The sequence below is a fragment of the Actinomyces polynesiensis genome, from assembly GCF_000820725.1.
GTDB classification, from domain to species: domain Bacteria; phylum Actinomycetota; class Actinomycetes; order Actinomycetales; family Actinomycetaceae; genus Pauljensenia; species Pauljensenia polynesiensis.
Genome location: NZ_CCXH01000283.1, coordinates 1 through 17,402, shown reverse-complemented (window position 1 = coordinate 17,402; position 17,402 = coordinate 1). Strand labels below are relative to the sequence as shown.

Annotated in this window: 16 protein-coding genes and 1 pseudogene; 8 read left to right on the top strand and 9 right to left on the bottom strand. The window is 70.8% G+C overall.

What is annotated here, in order from left to right:
• Window positions 1-191 precede the first annotated feature (191 nt).
• The gene (locus TA90_RS11815; protein ID WP_052450836.1) at window positions 192-1,055 is read left to right on the top strand and encodes an NAD(P)-dependent oxidoreductase; all 864 of its coding nucleotides are present in this window, start codon (window positions 192-194) and stop codon (window positions 1,053-1,055) included.
• An 85-nt stretch (window positions 1,056-1,140) separates the two neighbouring features.
• On the opposite strand, the gene TA90_RS13430 is transcribed toward TA90_RS11815, so the two are convergent.
• From TA90_RS13430 to TA90_RS11795, 3 genes are all read right to left on the bottom strand, one after another.
• The gene (locus TA90_RS13430; RefSeq protein ID WP_052450835.1) at window positions 1,141-2,028 is read right to left on the bottom strand and encodes a hypothetical protein; all 888 of its coding nucleotides are present in this window, start codon (window positions 2,026-2,028) and stop codon (window positions 1,141-1,143) included.
• Between the two features lie 198 nt (window positions 2,029-2,226).
• The gene (locus TA90_RS11800) at window positions 2,227-3,564 is read right to left on the bottom strand and encodes an MFS transporter (RefSeq protein ID WP_082031678.1); all 1,338 of its coding nucleotides are present in this window, start codon (window positions 3,562-3,564) and stop codon (window positions 2,227-2,229) included.
• Window positions 3,512-4,048: a MarR family winged helix-turn-helix transcriptional regulator gene (locus TA90_RS11795; RefSeq protein WP_043536710.1), complete on the bottom strand. Its 537-nt coding sequence runs from the start codon at window positions 4,046-4,048 to the stop codon at window positions 3,512-3,514. Before TA90_RS11795 ends, TA90_RS11800 begins: the two co-directional genes overlap by 53 nt.
• A gap of 246 nt (window positions 4,049-4,294) precedes the next feature.
• Here TA90_RS11795 and TA90_RS11790 point away from each other — a divergent pair, with 246 nt between their 5' ends.
• Window positions 4,295-4,645, top strand: coding sequence for a DUF2200 domain-containing protein (locus TA90_RS11790; RefSeq protein ID WP_043536720.1), 351 nt, complete (start codon window positions 4,295-4,297; stop codon window positions 4,643-4,645).
• A gap of 65 nt (window positions 4,646-4,710) precedes the next feature.
• Here TA90_RS11790 and chrA read toward each other — a convergent pair.
• Together chrA and TA90_RS11780 are read right to left on the bottom strand one after the other, a co-directional pair.
• Window positions 4,711-5,958 (bottom strand): annotated as a pseudogene (chrA, locus tag TA90_RS11785) (chromate efflux transporter).
• Complete coding sequence (locus TA90_RS11780) at window positions 5,948-6,649, bottom strand: Crp/Fnr family transcriptional regulator (protein WP_043536709.1); 702 nt, start codon at window positions 6,647-6,649, stop codon at window positions 5,948-5,950. The pseudogene chrA and the gene TA90_RS11780 overlap by 11 nt, the downstream one beginning before the upstream one ends.
• Before the next feature lie 244 nt (window positions 6,650-6,893).
• Between TA90_RS11780 and TA90_RS11775 the strand changes: the two genes are divergently transcribed.
• The 5 genes from TA90_RS11775 (at window position 6,894) to TA90_RS11760 (ending at window position 10,663) form a co-directional block, all read left to right on the top strand.
• A complete protein-coding gene (locus tag TA90_RS11775) occupies window positions 6,894-7,139 on the top strand; it encodes a heavy-metal-associated domain-containing protein (RefSeq protein ID WP_043536707.1) in 246 nt (81 codons plus the stop codon).
• A 55-nt stretch (window positions 7,140-7,194) separates the two neighbouring features.
• Entirely contained in the window at window positions 7,195-7,536 is a 342-nt protein-coding gene (locus TA90_RS15305) for a hypothetical protein (protein ID WP_197067899.1), read from the top strand.
• Complete coding sequence (locus tag TA90_RS11770) at window positions 7,476-9,302, top strand: heavy metal translocating P-type ATPase (protein WP_074015398.1); 1,827 nt, start codon at window positions 7,476-7,478, stop codon at window positions 9,300-9,302. Before TA90_RS15305 ends, TA90_RS11770 begins: the two co-directional genes overlap by 61 nt.
• 19 nt (window positions 9,303-9,321) lie before the next feature.
• A complete protein-coding gene (locus TA90_RS11765) occupies window positions 9,322-10,179 on the top strand; it encodes a DUF4232 domain-containing protein (RefSeq protein WP_082031677.1) in 858 nt (285 codons plus the stop codon).
• A 220-nt stretch (window positions 10,180-10,399) separates the two neighbouring features.
• Complete coding sequence (locus TA90_RS11760; protein WP_052450834.1) at window positions 10,400-10,663, top strand: hypothetical protein; 264 nt, start codon at window positions 10,400-10,402, stop codon at window positions 10,661-10,663.
• 50 nt (window positions 10,664-10,713) lie between these two features.
• On the opposite strand, the gene TA90_RS11755 is transcribed toward TA90_RS11760, so the two are convergent.
• The 4 genes from TA90_RS11755 to TA90_RS11735 all read right to left on the bottom strand — a co-directional run bounded on the left by TA90_RS11755 (window position 10,714) and on the right by TA90_RS11735 (window position 14,500).
• Window positions 10,714-11,355, bottom strand: a complete 642-nt coding sequence (locus TA90_RS11755) for a DUF5701 family protein (protein ID WP_197067898.1) — start codon at window positions 11,353-11,355, stop codon at window positions 10,714-10,716.
• A 166-nt stretch (window positions 11,356-11,521) separates the two neighbouring features.
• On the bottom strand, window positions 11,522-13,108 hold the full coding sequence (locus tag TA90_RS15300; RefSeq protein WP_197067897.1) for an alpha/beta hydrolase: 1,587 nt from the start codon (window positions 13,106-13,108) through the stop codon (window positions 11,522-11,524).
• A gap of 407 nt (window positions 13,109-13,515) precedes the next feature.
• Window positions 13,516-14,271: a type II toxin-antitoxin system HipA family toxin gene (locus TA90_RS11740; protein WP_052450832.1), complete on the bottom strand. Its 756-nt coding sequence runs from the start codon at window positions 14,269-14,271 to the stop codon at window positions 13,516-13,518.
• Entirely contained in the window at window positions 14,255-14,500 is a 246-nt protein-coding gene (locus TA90_RS11735) for a helix-turn-helix domain-containing protein (protein ID WP_043536705.1), read from the bottom strand. Before TA90_RS11735 ends, TA90_RS11740 begins: the two co-directional genes overlap by 17 nt.
• A 357-nt stretch (window positions 14,501-14,857) precedes the next feature.
• Here TA90_RS11735 and TA90_RS11730 point away from each other — a divergent pair, with 357 nt between their 5' ends.
• A complete protein-coding gene (locus tag TA90_RS11730; RefSeq protein ID WP_043536703.1) occupies window positions 14,858-17,356 on the top strand; it encodes an excinuclease ABC subunit UvrA in 2,499 nt (832 codons plus the stop codon).
• Window positions 17,357-17,402: the final 46 nt, after the last annotated feature.

The window sequence follows — 17,402 nt, the reverse complement described above, 5'->3', positions numbered from 1 at the left end:
CGAGGACCGCACCACCCAGATCATCAACTGACCCCCGGGGCGGCCGTCGCCAACGGAGATGCGCGGACGCAACCTCCCCTTGCTTCCCGGACAGGCCACCGATACCACCCGGCCAGCACGCCGACCACGCGGCACAATGGACGTGGCCGCCGGAGTCCCCGGCCGCCGGCCTGCACGGATGGGAGACGGACATGAGTGCACGCATCGCATTCCTCGGACTGGGTCGCATGGGACGGGAACTGGCCACCCACCTGGTCGAGGACGGTCATGACGTCACGGTGTGGAACAGGACCGCGAGCAAGGCCCAACCCCTCGTGGACAAGGGGGCGACCCTGGCCCCCACCCCGGCCGCAGCGGTGCAGGGTGTCGACGTGGTCGTGACCACACTCTTCGGCCCGACCGCGGTCCAGGAGGTCGTCCTCGACGCCGACCTGCCGATCGCCGCCGGGACACTGTGGATGGACGTCAGCACCGTCTCGCCCGACGACGCGACCTCCTACTCCGAGTGGGCCTCCGCCCGCGGCATCCGCTTCGCCGCGACCCCCGTCATCGGCACGATCGCCCCGGCGCGCGCCCGCACGCTGGGCACCGCGGTCGGCTCCACGGAGGCACCGACGAGGGCGGAGGCGTGCGACATCGCGCGGTCGTGGTCCAGCGAGCGGGCCGGCGGGTGGATCCGGGAGTACCCGACCCCTGCTGGTGCCGAGGTCGCCAAGCTCATCGCCAATGTCGGCATCGCCACCGCGACTGAGGGCATCCGCGAGGCCCTGCGCATCGGGCATGGTGGGGGACTGACCACCGAGCAGGTCATCGACGCACTCCAGGGCTCCATGCTCGAGAAGCAGGTCAACGCCAAGCGCGCCCTGCTCCTGGGAGCCGACTTCTCCGACACGGCCTTCTCCGCGAACCTCCTGGCCAAGGACATCCGCCTCATGCTGGGTGTGGCCGACGGAGCGCTGCCCGCGGCCACGACATTCCTCGACGCGCTCACCACCGTCCAGCGCACCGGTGACGGCGAGGACGACTTCACGGCAGCCCTGCGCCACGACGTGTGAGCCACTGACTCCGAGAACTGACGGCGTGCCCGAGGCGTTCCCGTGTCGACGTCCGGGGCACCCGGGGCCCGTGGCCCCACCTGCGCTACTGGTCCCTGCGGGTGGTGGTGCCGTCCCCGAACAGGTCCTTCGAGGTGCGCATCACCGAGCCGTCGTCACCCCGGGTCGTGTACCCGTCGCCGAAGAGGTCCTTGGTGGTGTGGTAGGTGGTGCCGTCGGACCCATGGGTGGTGGTCCCGCCACCGAAGAGGTCGCTGGTGGTGTGGTAGGTGGTGCCGTCGGACCCGTGGGTCGTCGTGCCACCGCCGAAGAGATCGCTGGTCGTGCGGTAGGTGCTCCCGTCCGACCCGTAGGACGTGGTCCCGCCCCCGAAGAGGTCTCTGCTCGTGCGGTACGTCGTCGCACCGCCGTACCCGAACCCCGCCCCCACGGGGCCCGCGGACGCGCCGGACCCGTACAGGGAAGAACCTCCGGTGTAGCCCGATCCGACGTAGCCCCCCGACGTCCGTCCAGGCGGAGTGGGCTTGCCGAACAGCACGGTGAGGAGGACGAGGGCGGGAATGGCCCACACCCCGCCCATGATGATGGTGCGCTGGTGGTCGAGGACGTCGGGGACGAATCCCCTGACGACCACCAGGACGACGGAGACCGCAGCGGCCCACGCCAGCGAGGCGATCATGGACGCGACCGGGATGAGGACGGCGGAGACCAGGTGGAGTCCCGTCCCGCGCTCACCGGGGAGCAGGGCCCGGACGGCCCCCACCGCGAGGCCCACGAGGGCGCCACTGACTGCACGCGCCCTGAGCCACTCGATGAGCTCACCGTTGCCCATCGGGGAGCCCCCGGTGCTGAAGTCGATGGAGGAGAACACCGCGACGCAGAAGGTGACCGAGACGGCCATGAGAGCGCCGAAGACGGTGTAGGAGATGACCAGGAGAATTCTGCGGCCCACGCCGCGACTCGTGACTGCCATGACCTCGTTCCTCACCGTCCTGGGGAATCTGCCACCTGCACAGGACCTCGACAGCGGTCCTGCCTGCATTCCTGGGTCAGGGGACGACCCAGTCAACCACCGATCCCACGGGTGACGACGATCCGGTCAGGGAAATGCCCCTGCGAGGAGAGGGCCCTGACCCGTCCGCCCTCGTCGCGCCTGTCCGCCCTCGTCGGGTCAGTCCGCACGGGCGACGATGTCAGCCTCGGCGAAGGCGGCCTCGCGCGGTCGGCTCACCCGCAGGTGGTCGGCGGCCATGAGCCCGATGGTCACCAGCACCGCGAGGGCTGCCGCCACGTACGGTGCCTGCGCCCCGAAGGCGTCGCTGATCGGGCCGGACAGGGTCGGGCCCATGGCGCCCCCGATGAAGCGGACCCCGGAGTAGGCGGAGGAGGCGATGGAACGCGGCAGGTCGGTGGCCTCCATCGCGGCCTCGGTCATCGCGGTGTTCGTGATGCCGACCAGGCCGCCGCCGACGATCGTGGCCGTCACCTGGATGGGGAGGCTCGCGGGGAAGAGCGTGAGGACCACGAGGGTGAGGGTGATGGCCACCAGCGCGGCCATGATCGTCTGGCGCAGGCCGAGGGTGCGTGTCAGGCGCGGGGCGATGAGGATCGAGCACAGCGCCAGCAGTCCGCCCCAGCCGAAGAAGACCAGTCCCAAGTCCATCGGCGTGAAGACCTGTCCGTTCAGGGTCGCGGCGTTCTCCACGGGGAACGGCGCGTAGGCCAGCATGATGAAGTACGCGAAGTTGTAGAAGAGCGTGGCGGTCAGCAGGAGGCGGAACTCGCGGTGGCCGAGCGCCCGGAAGGGGGCGGCGAGGTCCGTGCGGGGTCCGCGCGGCTCATGGGTGGGCAGGAACATCGCGATGGAGACCAGGGCGATCGCCATGAGGGCGGCGGTGCCCAGGAAGGGGCCCCTCCAGGAGATCCCGCCGAGCAGACCACCGGCCATCGGGCCCAGCGCCATGCCGGCACCCATCGCGGCCTCGTAGAGCATGACGGCGCGGCGTGAGTCGGAGGTGGAGCCGATGATCGCGGCCAGGGCGGTGGAGACGAAGAGCGCATTGCCCACCCCCCAGCCGCCGCGGAAGCCGATCACCCAGGAGACGCTGGGGGAGGAGGCGCAGGCCAGTGCGAAGACGACGATGAGTCCGAGGCCCAGCAGCAGCGTGGTGCGCCGCCCGATGCGTGAGGACACCCAGGAGCTGAGGAACATCACGAGCGCCGTGACCGCCAGGTAGGTGGAGAAGAGGAGCTCGGTCTGGCCGGGGGAGGCGTCGAGGTCCTGGGAGATGGTGGGCAGGATCGGGTCGATGAGGCCGATGCCCATGTAGGAGATGGCGCAGGCGAAGGCGATGGCCCACACGGCGGGGGATATCTTCTCGGGATGGGCGGCGCTCTCGGTGTCCCGGGGCGTGGCCAATGTCGTGTGCTGGGTCGTGGTCGACCGGGAGGGGCCGTCAGGCGTCGCGCCCCCGGGTGTCGTCTGCTGGGGCGTGCTGGTCGTGGTCATGGGTGTCCTCGGTGATGAATCCGTGGGTGGCCCGCAGCATCTGTTGCAGGTCGTGCAGGGCCGGGGCCGCGGCGAGGATGGCGTCACGGTCGGAACGGGGGAGCCGGTCGACGACGGCCGCGACCTGTTGGCCGACGGCCTGCTCGAAGGCGCGGATGGTCCGCGAGCCCTTGGGGGTGATGCTCAGGTGGGAGACGCGGCGGTCCTCGGGGGAGTCGCTGCGTTCGATGAGGTGGTCGCGTTCGAGGTCGCGCAGCTGTCGCGTCGACGAGGACGGGGCATGCCCGTCCAGTCGCGTGAACTCACCGACCGTGAGGGGCCCGAAGGTCTCGACGACCTGCAGTGCCCTCCAGCGTGCGGCGCTGACCGGCATGCCGCCGAGTCGTTTGGAGAGTCTCTCGATGCGTCCGAGCATCAGGACCAGGCGGGCCCACTGGACGGGGTCCTCGTCGGACGCCGCCGGGATCTGTTCCTGTTCCTGCACGTGGGGGAAAGTAGCACGCTTTGCGTAGCATTTGAAGGGGGTGGTCGGAGGGCGGTCGGAGGGTGGTCGCTCGGCCGTCGGCCGTCGTCCGTCGGAAGCAAGTCGGCGGGGTACCGACGACTTCAGCGGAACCCGGCCGTGGTCGCCCTCGTCCGTGCTGATCCGCACGCACTGGCCTCGTCCGCCGTGACCCGCACGCACCCGGCCTCCCGTGCGGCCGGTCGGCCCCTCGGCGAGAATGGACCCATGGCGAAACCGCGGATCTTCACCATCGCGATGTCACGCGTGTACCCGCTCTACGTCGAGAAGGCGGAGAAGAAGGGCCGCACACGCGAGGAGGTCGACCGCGTCATCGAATGGCTGACCGGTTACACCCCCGACGCGCTCGCCGAGGAGCTCTCGGCGGGCACCGACCTGGAGACCTTCTTCGCCCGGGCGCCGTCGCCCAACCCCGCTCGCGACCGGGTCACGGGCGTCGTGTGCGGGGTGCGGGTGGAGGACGTCGAGGACCCGACGATGCGGGAGATCCGCCGCCTGGACAAGCTCGTGGACGAGCTCGCCCGCGGGCGCGCGATGGAGAAGATCCTGCGAGACTGAGGCCGAGGGGGAAGGCCCAGCCTCTGGGACTCACTCTGGTACCCCGTCGATCCAACCGGTCCTGGTCAGTGCACCTGGCCCCAGGTGAGGCCCATGCCACTCACGCCGACCACGGCTCCCGCCAGTGCGCCGACCAGGACAGCGATCCAGGCCGGCCGCTTCCACACCACGAGCAGCAGCACACATCCCAGGGCGATGACCAGTGAGGGGAGCCCGGTGATCCCCGTGGTGATGATCGGGGTCCACCAGGCGGCGAGGAGGATGCCGACCACAGCCGCGTTGGCTCCCGCCATGGCAGAGCGGGCGACGGGGTGTGTCCTGACCAACTCCCAGTAGGGGAGCGCCGCCACGACCAGGAGGAGGCCGGGCAGGAAGATCGCGACCAGTGCCAGTGCGGCAGCCGCAGGTGCTGCCCCTGCGGGCTCCATGGCGAAACCCAGCGGGGCGGCCAGGGTGAAGAGGGGCCCCGGTATCGCCTGCGCTGCGCTGTATCCGGCCAGGAACTGCTCCTGGCTGATCGACGCTGCGATCACTGGTTCGCCCTGGAGGAGCGGGAGGACGACGTGCCCCCCGCCGAAGACCAGTGCTCCCGCCCGGTAGAACGCGTCGGCCAGGGAGACCCACTTGTCCTGGGTGAGGGCGGTGAGGACCGGCAGCGCCAGGAGCAGCACCACGTACGCGCCGAGGGCAGCCAGCCCGGTGCGACGTGAGATCCCCGCGTCGACGTGTGCGGCCTCGCGCCCGTCCTCCTCCCCACGCCACAGGAGTCCCGCACCCAGGCCCACGGCGAGGGCGCCCAGTTGCCCCAGGACGCCCGGGAGCGCCAGGGCCAGGCCTGCGGCGGTGACCGCGATGAGCATCCGCGGGACGTCCGGTGTGAGCGTGCGCGCCATCCCCCACACTGCGTGCGCGACCACCGCGACTGCCACCGCCTTGAGACCCATGAGGACCCCGTCGCCCACCACGCCCCCCAGGGAGACCAACCCGAGTCCCGCCAGCACCAGCACCAGGGCCGAAGGCATGGTGAAGGCCACCCAGGCGGCCAGTGCCCCCATCGGACCCGCACGTCAGAGGCCCAAGGCAAAGCCGACCTGGCTGGAGGCAGGGCCGGGCAGGAACTGGCACAGCGCCACCAGCTCGGCGTACTGGGTGTCACTGATCCACCGCCTGCGTGCCACGAACTCCTCACGGAAGTAGCCGATGTGGGCGATGGGCCCACCGAAGGACGTCACACCGAGGCGGAGGAAGACGCGGAAGACCTCGCGGGCGCCGGCATGCTCCGGGGCAGGCGGGGGGCCGCCCTCAGATGCCACTGGTCGCCCGCAGGGGGGTGGCCGCCCGCTCCAGTGCCGGGAGGTCCACGATCGAGATGTCGCGGCGGCCCTGCAGGGTGATGGCGCCGGAGGCGACGAGGGCGGACAGGCGCCGGCTCAGGGTCTCCGGTGTGGTTCCCAGATGGGCTGCGACCTCATGCTTGGCCATGGGCAGGTGCACCCCGGGCACTCCGTCGTGGAGGGTTGCGGGGAGGTCCAGGAGGTAGGCGGCCACCCGCGCACCCACGTCGCTGGAGGTCACGGCCGTGAGCAGGCGCTCCGCGGAGGCGAGGCGATCGGAGAGGGTGCGCAGCATCCGCTGGCTGATGTCAGGGTGTTCACGCAGCAGGGCGGACAGGTCCCCATGGTCCAGGACGCACATGCGGGAGTCCTCCAGGGCGACGACGGTGTTGTCGGAGAGCTCCCCGGTCAGGAACGCGCGTTCGCCCACGACATCTCCTTCGGAGAGGGTGCGCAGGACCTGCTCCTGCCCCTCAGCGGTCGTGCGACTGACCTTGAGGCGCCCGCTGTGGATGATGAGGACACGTGAGACCGGCTGGCCGGGGAAGACGACGGTCTGGCCCGTGCGCACCTGGAGGGGGCGGATAAATCCCGCCACCTGCAGTTGGTCCTGGCGGCTGAGCCCCTGGAAGATCGGGACGCGCGCCACGCAGAGTTCGCCGGGGGACATGGTGGGACCCTATCGGAGGTGGGCGGGCCCGTGCACGGTCCTCACGTCCGGATGCCCTCTGGACCCAGGCGCGGACACCGACCACGGTGCCTCGGTGTCGCCCTGGTAGGGGAGGGGGTGCGGGTCGCCCTCGTCCGCCCGGGGCGAAGCCCCCGGGGAACTTGACCTGGGTCAAGGAAATGGCCGACGGGTGCACCTACCTTCGGGGTGTCAGACACGAAAGCCCACGAAAGGCACCTGCACCATGAGCACGCTCCACACCACCACCACCCCCACCCACACCGTCCTGCGGGCCCAGGGATTCTCCTGCCCCTCCTGCGTGGCCAAGATCGAGAAGCAGCTCCGTCGACTGCCAGGCGTCCAGGGTGTGTCGGTCCACTTCGCCTCCTCCCGGGTCGAGGTGGACCACGACCCCGCCCGGGTGTCGACCCAGGACCTGGTCGACGCCCTGGCCCACGCCGGCTACCCGAGCGCTCCGTCCGACCTCTGACCCCGCCCGCCGCCCCCCACTCAGCCGTGCCCAGACCTGAAAGGCTTCGACAGCTGTGGAACAAGTCCGCCAGATCCTCAGGAACCGCTGGTTCATCCCCGCGATCTCCGCAACGCTCATCCTGACCGCCCTGCTCCTGCGCCACGCGGGCGGGGGAGTGGGGGCGGTGGTGCTGGGCCCCCGGTGGTGGCTGCCAAGCGCCGCAGATGTCCGAGCTCCCGAAGCTTTCACCCTGCCCGACCTGGTCATGGTCGCAGCCGCCGCGGTGGCGGGTGTCCCCGTCCTGGTCCGCGCGCTGCGTGCTCTTCGCGCGCACGTGATCGGCATCGACCTGCTGTGGCGATCGCCGCGCTCGGTGCCCTGGCCATCGGCAGCTTCTGGGAGGCGGCGGCGGTGACCTTCCTCTTCGCACTCGGGCACGCCCTGGAGGACGCGACCCTGGGCCGCACACGCTCGGCCCTGACGCAGCTGGTCGCCCTGGCACCCCAGACCGCCACCGTCATCCGCCAGGGCTCCCCCCACCAGGTGCCCGCCTCCCAGGTGCACCACGGTGAGACAGTCCTGGTCAGGAACGGTGCGAGGATCCCGGTGGACGGCCGGGTCATCTCAGGCACAGGAGCGATTGACGAGTCCTCCATCACCGGGGAGTCGATCCCGGTGGAGAAGTCCATCGGCGGACGCGTCTTCGCCGGGACGATCTGTCGGGGCGGCGTCCTGGAGGTGCGAGCCACTGGCATCGGCTCCGACACGACCCTGGCACGCATCATCCACCGGGTCGAGGACGCCCAGGACGCCCAGGCTCCCACCCAGACGTTCATGGAGCGCTTCTCGCGCTGGTACACGCCCGCAGTCATCGTCCTGGCATCGGCAGTGGGCCTGGCAACGGGGGACATCGCCCGGGCCCTCACACTGTTGGTGATCAGCTGCCCTGGGGCCCTGGTCATCTCCATCCCCGTGGCGGTCGTGGCCGGGATCGGGCGTGCGGCGCGCACCGGCATCCTCATCAAGGGCGGGGAGTACCTGGAGACCACGGCCCGGATCAGCGCCGTCGCCCTGGACAAGACGGGGACCCTCACCCAGGGGCACCCGCACCTGGAGGACGTCGTGGTCCTGGACCCCGCACGGGACGAGGGCGAGGTGCTGGGACTGGCCGCCGCCGCGGAGATCGGGTGGGAACACCCACTGGCTCCCGCGGTGCTGGAGGCTGCCCGCGCTCGCGGTGTGGGACCCGGTGGGCTGCCCGACCAGGTCACCCCCGTGCCGGGGGCGGGCATCATCGCCAGGGTCGGGGGCCGACGTGTCCTGGTCGCCAGCCTCTCCCTGCTGCCACGCCAGGGCGTGGAGGACCCGGGCGGTCGGGCGGCACGGGCCTGGGAGGACCTGGCCGCGCGTGGGCGCACGCCGATGGTCGTGGCCGTGGACCAGCAGGTCATCGGCGTGCTGGGCGTGGCAGACAGGGTACGCACCGAGGCCCCCCAGATGGTGGAGGAGCTGCGCCGGACGGGTGTCACACGCATCGTCATGCTCACCGGGGACGCCCGGCCCGTGGCCGAGGCGGTCGCAGCGGCGACGGGCATCACCGAGGTCCGGGCCGGGCTGCTGCCCGAGGACAAGCAGGACGCCGTCGCAGCACTGCGACACGACGGACACGTCATCGCGATGGTGGGCGACGGGGTCAACGACACTCCCGCCCTGGCCACCGCAGACATCGGCGTGGCCATGGGGGCAGCCGGATCCGCAGTCGCAGTGGAAACCGCAGACATTGCGCTGATGTCGCAGGACCTGCTCCGAGTGCCCCAGGCCCTGGGGATCGCGAAGCGGACCGTTCGCGTCATGCGTCAGAACATCGTGGTTGCCCTGGCCACTGTCGCTCTCCTGCTGGTGGGGGTGTTCACCGGTGGGGTCACGATGGCGCTGGGCATGCTGGTCCACGAGGCCTCCGTCCTGGTGGTCATCCTCAATGCCATGCGCCTGATGGGGGCCCGTGGTGTGCGGGGCTCCAGGAGCGCACACCGCCCCGGCCCCCGTGAGGACATCGAGCCCAGGGCGGAGTCGCGCAGGCTGGGGGTACCCCGCATGGAGAGCGACGCGCACGGGGGAGTTGGCGACGCCAGCCACGGACTGCACAACGTGCGCCCCAAGATGGCTGGACATCGCGAGTGAGAGCGGGCACCGTGGGGACATGGACTCACACCCGTCAGATCAGGCCCCGGCCCCGACTCGGACTCCTGCCCTGTGGTGGACGGTGTTGGTGGTCGCCGCGTTGGTGGCCCTGGTGGCGTGGTGGGCGACGGGTCGGGGGGACGCCGGGTCGGGATCCGATCAGTCCCGGTCGACGGGGGCCGCGTCCCCGACCACGGTGGCGAGCCCCGATGCGCCCCAGTCGGTCGGGGAGCCCTCGGAGGGGGAGCTCGGCAGCGGGTGGGACCAGGCGACCGTCTCGCCGGTGCCGGAACCCTCCGGCCTTGACGCCGACCAGCGCAGCGCCCTCCTCCGGCTCGGCGCCACGGCGCAGCAGAGCGACGGGTCCTGCAGCGCTGATGACGTCGCCTTCCTCCTGCGCGGCTTCGACGTGGCCATGGGTCACCGCTACTCACACCTGATGGTCACCAACACCTCCTCACACACCTGCACGGTCCAGGGGTACCCCGGCATCGGTGGATACGGGGACTGGGGGTCGACGTTCCTGTGGACGGCGGAACAGAGGAACCTGACCGGGTCGGGGACGCCCGGCGAGGACGAGCAGCCGCTCATCACCCTCGCGCCCGGAGGGATCGCCACTGCGGACCTGGAGTGGACGGGGGAACTGGCAGGCGCAGGTGCTGAGCGGCTGTGGGCGTTCGCCGTCCAGCTCACCCAGGGGCAGACGCCAGCGCTGTTCGTCCCACCGGGCGAGGACCCGTTGGAGGACTCCAGCACCTGGAACAGCTCGCAGGGCGACGGAGACCCCTCGCTGGCCGAGGCCTACGAGCAACTGGAGAGTTTGGACATCGGCATGCTCACCACCGTTGAGATTGGTGCGTGGCATAAGACCACTTGACCAACACCTGGGGGCAATGCAGCATGGGCGCGGCCGAGTCGGGCCCATCTCGCTACCTAGACTGTTGGTCCGTGTATCCACCAGCAATGTCAATGCGTGAGCCGATTGATGCGCCGCTGAGGGGCAAGAGACGGATCGCAGCAGCAGTAATGTTGACTCAGCCGGGTCCATCCAAGCGAGAAGCGCATGGCTCGGCCCTTGCGTCACAGGGAGAGCGCAGATGACTGTCATCCTGGTCGCAGTTGGTGCGACAGTGGCTCTGTTCGGTCTGGACAGGCTGTTGCTGTGGGCAGAGGCGAGGGGGTGGATCTTCTACCGTCGCCGGAAGCCTGACGGCACGGGCGCAGTTCTGGACCCGGTCTTCGATGTCCTGGATCCATCCCACGTGCACCTTGTCGAGGAGCAGGAGCACCAGCGAGTCGTCGGTGTCGAAGACAGCACCAAACAGGACATCGACCCCATCACCGGTCTCCCACGCTCCTGACCCATTGGGAGTCTTTCACCCCGGAGATGAACCGCGAATGAACCCACGTGCTACCTCTCGGCCGACGAGATCCCCAGCCAGGTGTGACGGTTGCGCCACCAGCACCAGCCGACCTTCGGGGCGTTGCGTTGTTCGGCACCGTCGCGGCCCGTCCCTCCGCTGATCCACAGTGCGGGGGTGCGGGTGTCGAACACCGGCTCGCCCGTGCGCGTGGCACCCTTCTGCTTCCGGGAGGCGATCGTCATGAAGCAGGCGTTCGGCTCGATCACCCCGGGATCGGTGAGCGCCCAGCTGAGGCCCTCCTGCAGGGTCAATCCACGTCGTCCGGTGGCGTCGAACTCACGCAGTGCCTCCTCCGGGGAGGCATTGCGCAGGTCGTCGCCACGGCTGACACCGCGCACCAGGTAGAGCGGCGAGTCCGGGAGCCTCACGCCCACGGGGAGGAACTCGTCGACGTCCGTCATGTCCGCGACGACGAACCCGGCCTTCCCCTCACGCCTCACCAGGGGTGCGAGGTCGGAGGCCCGGAACCACCGTGGATGCAGGGCCACCAGTGCGACCTCGTCGGGCACCTCCTCAATGAGGCGGTGGGCCGCGGCGCGCACGGCGTCCGCGTCGAGGGAGACTCCGAACGCCCCGGAGGACTCCAGGAGACCGATCTGGTCGCCGACTGACAGTGTTGGTTGCCGCATGAGCCCTCCCGGGGATGGTGGAGATCCGTCCGTGGACCACAACGCGTCGAGCGGTGATCCATTCCCGCCGGTGCCCGGACCCCAGCGCCCGGTGCTCCGGGGCATCCCGGTGACCGGTGCCCGGACCCCAGCGCCCGGTACCCCGCCCCGGAAGGGGGGCGCAGGTTCAGTGGCGCGGCGAACGGGCGGTGGGACGCGGCCCCATGTAGGCGGCAAACCAGCGCTCCGTCTCGGTCCAGACGACTTCGCGTACGGGGGCGGCGGAGAGGGTGACGTCGTGCAGCGCGCCCTCGACGCGCACGATGGTCACATGGCTGCCCAGGTCGGCGGACCTGCGGGCCACCCCGACGACGTCGAGGACGGTGTCGGTGTGCATGGCCGCCTCGCTCCACACCAGGGGCAGGCTGGACGAGGCGCTGAACAGCACCAGGACGGGGACGGTGATCCCCAGGCCCTTTGCGACGGCCTCCTGGCCCTGCAGGATGGCCGAGAGCCACGCCGGCGTCGCGTGCCACCCCGCGTCGGAGCGCAGGGTCGGGTCGTAGTCCCACTCACCGTCGAAGCGGGAGGAGATCGAGCGGGTGTAGAGGCCGAGGTCCACGTTGACCATGCGGTTCTGCGGGGCCAGGGCAGCGTGCATCCGCACCCCCGGCTCCAGCAGGCGACGTCCGATGTTGCGGGTCTGGAACTCCAACCACGGGGAGTTCAGCACCAGGCCGTCGGCCCACCCGGAGTGCCGCGAGACCCACAGGCTGAGGATGAGGCCCCCGGTCGAGTGCCCCACCAGCAACAGTTTGCGGCGCCCGGGATCGGGCTCCATGTGCGCGGCGTCCGCGAGGGTCTCGCCCGGATGGGCGACATGACGTGGTTCGGACCCGGCCACGTGGGTCGGCGGCGGGGGAGTGGGCGGGGACCCGGCACCGATCCGGCCCTCGTCAGCGGGGCGCGCGGTGGCTGCCGGTGACGACGGGAGTTCCGGAGACCCCTCGGGACCCGAGGCGGAGGTCAGGAGGTCCGGCGCGGGGTCGACTGCCGGGGGCCCGCCGGTCCCGGAAGCGTCCTCCACCGTCGAGGACCCCGCCGTCAGGGGTCGGGACTCCGCGGCCGTGGATCCGCGGGAGAGCAGCTCGGAGAGTGGCTCCGAGAACAGTGCGCGGACGGCGGCCGCCGCGAGGCCTCCCGCCGGGAGCACGCCCGTCAGGGAGCTGACGGCAGTCGGTGCACTGCCGTCCGCACCGACCAGCGCGGTGGCGCCGTCGGTCGCGGGGGCGGGGGCCGGGTGACCCATGGTGACGAGGGCGGCCCCGATCTCCTCGTCATAGGTGGAGAGGTCCCTGATGAACCCGGGCGTCTGGTGCTCACGGATGCTGCGGCCATACTTGCGCAGGTCCAGGGCGAAGAAGCGCGCGCCCTGGCGCTCCCAGAAGTCCGCGACGTGGGTCTGGAAGAAGTAGTCGTTCCACCCGTGCACGTAGAGCACGTCCACGCCGGCATCGGGGAGGTCGCCCTCTGGGGTGCTCCCGGCGTTGCCCTCGCCGGCGTGTTCCCCGCCCCCCGCCCCCGACCCCGCTGTCCGCGCGGGGCGCACGAGCGTGGCGACGACGTCACCCTCCTCGTCAGGTTCGAGCTCCAGCGTGAGACGCTCGAAACCGGGGAGGATGTCGGGCACCCAGCCGTCGGCCGCAGTGGGCGGCGGGGGAGTGCCGCCGCCGTCGTCCGGGACCGTCGGGGAGGTGCTCTGTGGATCGCTCACACTCCCAAGGTACGGCCGCCCCGGGGCCGGAGACCCGGTATCGGGATTCGGATCCGGAGCGCAGCACGACGCCCCGTGCCACGACGTGGTGGCCCGGGGCGCTGTGGTCGGTGCTGGAGAGGTCAGGCCTCGTGGGCCTTGGCGTCGTGCTTGGCCTTCTTGGCCGCCCGCTTCTCCTTGAGGGTCTTCCCGGCGGGTGTCTTCGAGCCGGACTTCTTCGGGGACTTGTCACCCATCGGATCATCACCTCCTCAGGTGTGTCGGTGGTCACGTCACCTCGAGCCTACGCCGGATCGGTGGTGGCCGACACCCGCACCTCGTGGCGTCGGTGGTCCTCCGCCCGGAACGCGTCCGTGGGACGTCCGGGGACCGGGGGACGCGGGACGTCGCTCCCAGCCGATCGGTGACTACCGCGGGGCTCCGCCGACGGGGAGTCCGTTGCGGAGATTGTCGACGAAGGAGGTGATCTCATCGAGCAGTCCGTGGAAGGACCCGGCGAGCGGTGTCTCCTCGTCCAGGAGCGCCGCGATCTCGTCCAGGGCGTCAGATGTCCGCTGCTCGGCATGTCGGAGCCCCCAGGAGGTGAACTCGGCGACGAGGTCCGCGCGGGTGATCTCCTGATGGCGGTACGTCCCGTTGACAGCGAGCGCGAGTCTGCCGTCGTTGGGCCCGTGGGCCTGTGGAACCACGTCGTAGGCGGGTGCCAGGAGCGTCTCCCCGGTGGAGGGGTGCAGGAGAGCGATGTTCTTGGTGTGCATGTCGAGGTTCCCCACGGCCACCGACAGGACCACCATCCGCGCCAAGCGGTGCAAGTCCCGAGCACTTGCGTACTGGCTGAGGACCTCGGCAACCCTGCGGAGGCTCACCACCCCACCCATCTCCTGGTACTTCTCGTTGTGCTCCGCGCCGAGGGCCTGGCTGAGGTCCTCCTGGTGCACACGGGTGCCGTCACTGCGGTCGTAGCGTTCCACCACCAGTGCCGCCAGACCGTCGAAGTCCGCGACCGTCGTCCCGAATGCCGCCAGCCCCATCCGTCGGGAGAGTCGCGAGCCGAACTCCTCGTCGAATTCGATCGCCTCGGGCGACGGGAGGAAGTCGAAGGTCCGTGCGTCGCCGTCGATGGTCCCCACACGGGTCCCGTGCAGCTCAACGGCGAGTCGCATCGTCGTCGTCCCAGGTGGCGGTGAAAGTGATCCCGGTGGCACGGGCGAGCTCCAGGAGTCGACGCAGGTGGATCGTGGACTTCCCTGTCTCGAAGGCGCTGACCGTGCTCTGTGTGATGCCGAGCTCGCGGGCGAGGTCGGTCTGTGACAGGCCCTGGGCCATCCTGGCCTGCTGGAGGGCGAGTCCGAAGTCTGCTGGTGCGCGAAGACGTGCGCTTCGTGTGGGCATGGGAGGCCTCCGATCGACTCGTATCAGGATTTCAGTATACCGTGGGAGTATCGTGAAATCCATATACTCGGGCGGTATCGGTTTTTCACGATAGGTCGGGGTCCGTCGACGACGCCCGGTGACCTCGCCGGTGGCGGTTGCTTCCGCCGGCGTCGGGTCCATCGTGTCCCTGGCCGGATCCACCTCCTGCGGCACCCTCACCCAGCAGGAGCGACCCGTGGTGAGCCATCCAGTGGGCACGTCCGGCACCGGGACTGCGCCGCGGCCGCGCCTGCGTAGCTGACCGTCAACGTGTGGCGGCGTGCGGGCCGGACCGGGGAACCCGCCCCACCCTCGTGCGCTCCTACACTGCGGGACATGGCTGCCTCCACTCCCACTCCCACCCCCCGCCGCCGGGGCCCCGACGCCATCGAGGTCCGCGGCGCCCGGGTCAACACCCTGCGTGACGTGGACATCGACATCCTTCTGGGACAGTTCGTGGGCATCACGGGACTGTCCGGCTCGGGCAAGTCCTCCCTGGCCATGGGGGTCCTCTACGCGGAGGGCTCGCGGCGCTACCTCGACGCCCTGTCGACCTTCACCCGGCGGCACATCAGCCAGGCCGCCAAGCCCGACGTCGACCGCGTGTCCTTCCTGCCCTCCGCACTGGCCCTGCGCCAGCGCCCGCCGGTTCCCGGCCCGCGCAGCACCGTGGGCACCATGAGCGAGGTCCTCGCCGTCCTGCGCCTCGTGTACTCCCGCATCGGATCCCACCTGTGCCCCAACGGCCACCGCCTCCCGCCCTCGTACCGGCAGGGGATCGTGGCCACGCGCACCTGCCCGGTGTGCGGGGTGGAGTTCGACGCGCCCAGCGCCGAGGACTTCTCCTTCAACACCCTGGGCGCGTGCCCCCGCTGCCACGGCCTGGGCCAGGTCCGCGAGATCGACCCCCACGGCATCGTCCCCGACCCCACGCGCACCATCTCCGAGGGTGCGGTGGCCCCCTGGCACGGCCTCATGCACTCCAACATGCCCCTGGTCGCCGCGGAGCTCGGCGTGCGCACCGACGTGCCCTTCGAGGACCTCACGGACGAGGAACGCGAGACGGTCCTCCACGGCCCCGAGGTGACCCGCCGCATCGTCATGCCCACCAGGAGCGGCCACGTCATCACCCTCAACGCCGCCTACGTCAACGCCTACGACTCCGCCGAGCAGATCGCCGACGAGGGGACCGGCGGCGCCACCTCCACCCGCGCGCAGCGCTTCTTCGTCATGCGGCTGTGCCCGGCCTGCCACGGGACCCGCCTGGCGCCCTCCGCGCTGCGCACCACCGTGGACGGGCGCACCATCGCCGAGGCCTGCGACCTCACCCTGGGTCAGCTCGAGGCGGCGGTGCCCCGCATCGAGGCCTCCGTCCCACCCGACACCCGCGACCTCGCCCACCGGCTGTGCACCGAACTGCACCGCGCGATCGCCCCGCTGATGTCCCTGGGACTGCACTACCTGGCGCTGAGCCGGTCCGGGGACACGCTCTCGACGGGGGAGCGCCAACGCATCCAGCTCGCCCACACGGTCCTCAGCAGGTCCACCGGCCTGCTCTTCGTCCTGGACGAGCCCACGATCGGCATGCACCCCGCCGACGTCCACGGCCTCATCGGCGCGATCGGGGCCCTGGTCGACAACGGCAACTCCCTGGTGGTGGTCGACCACGACGTCCAGGTGCTGCGCGCCGCCGACCAGCTCGTCGAGATGGGTCCGGGCGCCGGCGACCGGGGCGGGCGCGTCATCGCGCAGGGCAGCGTCGCCCAGATCGAGGCGACACCCGGCTCCCTCATCGCGCCCTTCCTGCGTGAGGACCACCCCCAGCGCGTGCGCGCGCAGCGGGAGGTCCACCTCGACGAGGGCGACCCCGTGCTGCGCGTGCACGTGGGGGACCGGTTCAACCTGCACGACGTCACCGTCCGGTTCCCACTGGGGGTGATGACGGTCGTCACCGGGGTGTCGGGGGCCGGCAAGAGCGCCCTCGTCCTCGACAGTCTGGTTCCCGCCCTGGAGGCACGCGCCGAGGGGCGCCCACTGCCCGCCCACGTGCAGGACCTCGACGAGGGCGGGATCCGCCGCGTGGTCACCGTCGATGCCACCCCCATCGGCCGCAACGCGCGATCCACACCCGCCACCTACTCCGGGGTGTTCGACCCGATCCGCAGACTCTTCGCCGCCACACCGGAGGCGCGGGAGCGCGGTTGGAGGACCGGGCACTTCTCCTACAACACGGCCGCCGGGCGCTGCCCCACCTGCCAGGGACTCGGCGAGCTCAGCCTGGACCTCCAGTACCTGCCCGACGTCCCCATGCGCTGCCCGGACTGCGACGGGAAGCGCTACAACCCCGGGACGCTGGAGGTCACCTGGGAGGGCCGCACGATCGCCGACGTGCTCGGCCTGGAGGTCTCCCGCGCCGCCGAGGTCTTCGCCGGGGAGCAGACGATCGCCCGGGTGCTGCAGTCCCTGGTGGACGTGGGCCTGGGCTACCTGCGTCTGGGGGAGCCGACGCCGTCCCTGTCCGGGGGTGAGGCGCAGCGCCTGCGCCTGGCCACCGAGCTGCGTCGCGGTCAGCGCCACCAGCTCTTCGTCTTCGACGAGCCCTCGATCGGCCTGCACCCGCGCGACATCCACACGCTGCTGGGGGTCTTCGACCGCCTGCTCGACGCCGGGGCGACCATCGTCGTCATCGAGCACGACACCGACATGATCGCCAACGCCGACCACGTCATCGACATCGGCCCCGGTGCCGGCGACGAGGGCGGCCACGTGATCGCCACCGGGACGGTGGAGGAGGTCCGCGCCGATGCGGACTCGGTGATCGGACGGTGGTTGTAGGGCTCGGCGGTGACAGCACTGGGCGGCCGCCGTCCCCCGTCGGGAC